Genomic DNA, 4,079 nt, shown 5'->3' with positions numbered 1-4,079 from the left:
CACTGGAAAGCGAGTAGCCTGGAACGGAAATCACCTTCATTTTGACTAAATATTCACAAAGAGTCCCTTGCCTATTTAATTTTTCAACACTATGAAGCACTGTTTAAAAGTGCTTTAAATACTAGTTGTATTGCCTATATTTGTTCGGCTATATCTTTTGCAAACTGATGTGAAATTTCCGTATCCATTTCTCTTAAAGCATAAGCTAAATTAATTATAAGTTCTGACCGTTGTTCAAAATTGATCAATTGCATCAAAATAACTAACCCTATCAGTAATTCATGATAATTAATCTGATTACTTTTATAAACAATGGTATATTCATCCCTATCTAAATAATCTCCGATTACAATTCTGTGCCTACAAGGATGATTTTCATTCTCTTTTTCTAAAAATAGAAAGGCTACATTTAATAAGTCTTCAATACTATAATTTACATACTTATTTTTTAAGATATTCACAATTTCTTCTCCGCCTTGTTCCATTAAAATATCTTCCCAAATCAATATTAATTTTCTATTATTCAAAGTTACTTCACCTCCCACTTTACGATAATCCAAAAATAGGGAAATGTGTAACAACTTTTTGCTCCAAAAAATCCCAAATACAACACGATCGTCGCATACGGGGCTCTGTATTGGTTTGGATACAGTTTCATAATAAAAATCACGCTCAAAAGAACGTGACTTTAAACTTATTTCGATAGCTTATAAACAACATATTGATTCAATGATACACCCTCTTCTTCAGCTTCTTGAGCCAGCTGCTTATGCAAGGTCTTAGGTACACGCACATTAAATTTCCCACTGTATTCATGGTCAACAGGCTCAGATATTGGATCACCATACTCTAGCTTTGTCTCAATAGTCATTTGTAAGACCTTCTCTAAGTCTTTATAAGCTTCCTCAATTGTTGATGCAGGTGTATGACAGCCATCTAACTCTTTAACATTAGCCCAATACCCATTCTTTGTTTTACGCACTTGAAATGTATACGGTAACGACAAATAATAATGTAAGTCTTTTTGATTTTTCATGTGTTATGGCTTAGGATAAGGGAAAACAGAAGGGGAAGTTATTCGCCTATTCTGTTTAGTGCATCCTTCACAACTTGAAAATCTACTGGAAATTCAAGCTTGACGGTTGTTACAAGCCCTTGTTCATTTTGGAAATGGTGATGAGAGCCTCTAATTCTAATCTCCTTATATCCATTGTGTTCAAGGTTTTTTATTTCCGTGAAGGTTATTCCCTTTAATTGGTTTTTCATCTCTATAATGATTTTTTCTATCTTTGCTGTTTCACCTCCCACAATATCAGTACCATATGCAGTACTAAATTACAAGCTTTTATGGATATATTTTTATGGTTATTTTCATAATAAAAAGCCACACCTAGTTAGGCATGACCTTCATTTCTCTTAATGACCTGTTTAGTCTTCCAATGTACTATAAAGCTTATAATCGATACTACGATAGCTACTACATATAATGTTAATGTTAAATAATGTACTTGTTCAATTCCTTTATTTAGGACAAGCTTTATAAAAAAGAAAGTTGATACTAACATAGATATTACTGTAACCATATTAGAATATTTTACTTTATTTTTCACACTCATTTATTTCACCACCTTCAACATCAATCATAATGCGTATGGAATGATAGTCACTATTAGAAATATGCAAGATAATGTAGGCTAGACGTGACTTTGACTACTCTTGATTATTTGGTTAGTTCTCCATTGATAGAACCAGCCGAAGATTGTAATACCAACAGCAAATACATATAAACCCGTTGACAAATAACCAACTTGAGTGATTCCTTCTCTTAAAACAAGTCTTATATAGGAAAAGGTCATCAATACAATTAATGCTACACTAATAATATTGTTTATTTTTAATTTCTTTTCTATACCCACACCTCCCATCTACCTATATCATAGGATAAATGGAATGTATTGTCATTATAAAGAGAGACAACCAATTTAATAGTGTCTGCAAGGAGTAACCATTAATTGTCTAACCTAGGGATAGTCTCTCCGAAAACTATCACAATATCAATTTACTACATTTTTTAGCGAAGTTTTACTATACCTCACAATTTCGATCTAAATGTTTGAAATACGCAACTTTTGTTATAACCAATGCAGCATTAGAATAAGCAAAGTTTTCAGTTGCACTAGCGATGGAAACCCGTTACCCAATAAATCTACTATGTAAATTTAAAAATTATTCAAGAACAACTTGGACATGTTAACATTTAAGAAACGATTAATACCTATAGCCACTTAACTATGAGAAAAAGCGACTGACCAAAAAAGCGACCATTTATAAAAAAATGGTCACTTTTTGGTCACTTGCCTTATTTTTGGTATTTAATCTATGCTGAAAACTCTGTTATATCAACTACTCTTGAATAGCAGCCTCTAAAGCAACAACCATCATGTCGTTGAAGTATCCGTGTTATCACGATAAAACATGACTGGTCAAAAGCTTGATATAACAGTATTTTATTGTCTACAAACTTTCATTAATCCTCAAGAATAATCATAAATATTCTTTAAAAATCATGATTTGGTCGGTTAAGTCGGTTGATTTTTCATCAATTAAGACCACCCATCGCAGGAGTGGTCTTTTATGGTTTATTCAACTAAAGCCTTCGTTTGCCATCCATGTAACGCAAAATCAACACTACACCACAGAATATGTAAGATTTTTACGTTCTTTCATTGAAGTTTACAACACTTATTTCTTTATGTACGGATGTCTGAAAAACAAAAATAACGGTAATGCCAATGATAAACCAACTGTAAACAAAGTTAATAGACATATCCACTTTTCTTTAATGTTATACTTTCTTGACTCATTAAACATAAAGATTATAAAAACAAAGCATGAAATAAAAAAGTCAACAGCGAAGAAGGTCGATATCGAGTTTGTAAATAATAAATCTATTAATAACCCTAAATCAAATCCGTTTTCGTTCAAGAATTTCACCAAAAAATAATACGGAAATACTGTACCAATAATCGCAAGTAACAAGTATACTTTTCTCATTTAAAATAAATTCCCCTCTCAATGATTTTCACAAATATTATACTTCTTAATTAACTCTTTTAGTTTAATAATACCTCATATAAAATTTATATGGATAGGTTTTACCAACCCAGCCAATTTTCTAACGATGGTTCATCTTGCACTATTGATCCAGTTATAGAAAGATATTAGATATTCTCTTTGTACTTTGCATCACAGAGAATTATAAACAAACTTTAAGACCACCCATCACGGAGTGGTCTTTTATGGATTATTTAACTAAAGCCTATGTTTATTATTTTTGAATTAAATTCAGTGCATTGGATATATAAATTTTATCTTTGTCTAAATCAAGGAATTCATCCTTCTTATTACTAATATCGGGGTAATAGCCGAGTGTTAAGATTAATTTTTCGTTTTCTTTAAATATAATTAAATGATTAGGCAATGCAATATTCATGCTTTCAGTACTTTTTTGTTCTGCTCTTTCAATCGAATTAATAAGTCGCTTTATTTCTTCTTTTGATTTAATGACTGAAATAACTTCACCTTCTTGCTCTCTATGTTCTTCAGGACTTGGTGAAGCACTTGCGAATTTCAAAATCTCAATACTTGTAATTGTAGTATCATCTTCAAAAATACTGTTTGAACATCCTCCCAAGAATAAAATCAACAGTAATAGTAATAGCAAATTATTTTTTATAATAACAAGTCTCTCCCTACTAAAATTATCAAATTTTTCAAGTAAAAATGCTTTGTTAGTTTAATAATACCTCATCTCAATATCACTTGGATAACTATTTCCATTCACCACTCCAGCCAATTATCTATATAACTCTAAATGAGCATTTTTAAATACAAAAATTACCATACTCGAATCAATGACAGGTACCCTAAGCTACTTGTAACTCATTTTTGATTTGTTCAAGTGGCGTGCCATCTGTTGTTGCTGCGTAGACAAACTCTATAATACTCTCGAATTTTTTCGTTCTGGCGATATGTATGGCATAGGTAAATGGTGTGTCGTACAAATAACCAAGAAATAG

Annotated in this window: 6 protein-coding genes; all 6 read right to left on the bottom strand. The window is 31.3% G+C overall.

Going from position 1 to position 4,079, the window contains the following annotated elements:
* Positions 1 to 134: 134 nt before the first annotated feature.
* The gene (locus tag ACQKIM_RS27790) at positions 135 to 527 is read right to left on the bottom strand and encodes a hypothetical protein (RefSeq protein ID WP_427550172.1); all 393 of its coding nucleotides are present in this window, start codon (positions 525 to 527) and stop codon (positions 135 to 137) included.
* A 167-nt stretch (positions 528 to 694) separates the two neighbouring features.
* Positions 695 to 1,036, bottom strand: a complete 342-nt coding sequence (locus tag ACQKIM_RS27785) for a type II toxin-antitoxin system HicB family antitoxin (RefSeq protein ID WP_427550169.1) — start codon at positions 1,034 to 1,036, stop codon at positions 695 to 697.
* A gap of 38 nt (positions 1,037 to 1,074) precedes the next feature.
* Positions 1,075 to 1,308: a type II toxin-antitoxin system HicA family toxin gene (locus ACQKIM_RS27780; RefSeq protein ID WP_427550168.1), complete on the bottom strand. Its 234-nt coding sequence runs from the start codon at positions 1,306 to 1,308 to the stop codon at positions 1,075 to 1,077.
* Positions 1,309 to 1,394: 86 nt separating this feature from the next.
* Entirely contained in the window at positions 1,395 to 1,616 is a 222-nt protein-coding gene (locus tag ACQKIM_RS27775; RefSeq protein ID WP_427550166.1) for a hypothetical protein, read from the bottom strand.
* 1,126 nt (positions 1,617 to 2,742) lie between these two features.
* A complete protein-coding gene (locus ACQKIM_RS27770) occupies positions 2,743 to 3,054 on the bottom strand; it encodes a DUF2834 domain-containing protein (RefSeq protein WP_427550163.1) in 312 nt (103 codons plus the stop codon).
* A gap of 274 nt (positions 3,055 to 3,328) precedes the next feature.
* Complete coding sequence (locus ACQKIM_RS27765; RefSeq protein ID WP_427550161.1) at positions 3,329 to 3,694, bottom strand: hypothetical protein; 366 nt, start codon at positions 3,692 to 3,694, stop codon at positions 3,329 to 3,331.
* Positions 3,695 to 4,079: the final 385 nt, after the last annotated feature.

The sequence above is a fragment of the Lysinibacillus sp. NPDC047702 genome (assembly GCF_050272555.1).
Lineage (GTDB): Bacteria > Bacillota > Bacilli > Bacillales_A > Planococcaceae > Lysinibacillus.
The sequence above is the reverse complement of the archived record's forward strand: the minus strand, read 5'-3'. Positions and strand labels throughout refer to the sequence as shown.